At 67.1% G+C, this 319-nt stretch carries 1 protein-coding gene; it reads right to left on the reverse strand.

Features of this window, described 5'->3' with window-relative positions:
• Positions 1 to 10: 10 nt before the first annotated feature.
• A partial coding sequence (locus ACM9LZ_RS26085) for a FadR/GntR family transcriptional regulator (protein ID WP_416622411.1) occupies positions 11 to 319 on the reverse strand: 309 nt, incomplete at its 5' end.

Below are 319 nucleotides of genomic sequence, written 5' to 3' on the forward strand. Positions count from 1 at the left end.
CCGGGCGCCGTCAGATGGCGGCGCCCTTTTCCTCGGCCTGATCGATCAGCCGGAGGACATCGGTGATCAGATGGCGCATGGCGGCATGGGCGCGGTCGGCATCGCCCGCCGCGATGGCATCGCGCACCGCCGTATGATCGGCCACGCTGGCCGTGCGCCCCTTGATCCGGTTCGTGAAACGGATCGACGTGCGCAGCGCCGTCGCCACAACCTCCCGGAACTGCATGTAAAACGGGTTCCCGGAAGCCCGCAGCACCGCAACATGAAACGCGATGTCCGCCTCAAGCGTGTCATCGGCCCCGCGTTCCGCAGCCTTCAT

Origin of the sequence: Niveispirillum fermenti (assembly GCF_048066175.1) — a bacterium.
Taxonomy (GTDB): domain Bacteria; phylum Pseudomonadota; class Alphaproteobacteria; order Azospirillales; family Azospirillaceae; genus Niveispirillum; species Niveispirillum fermenti.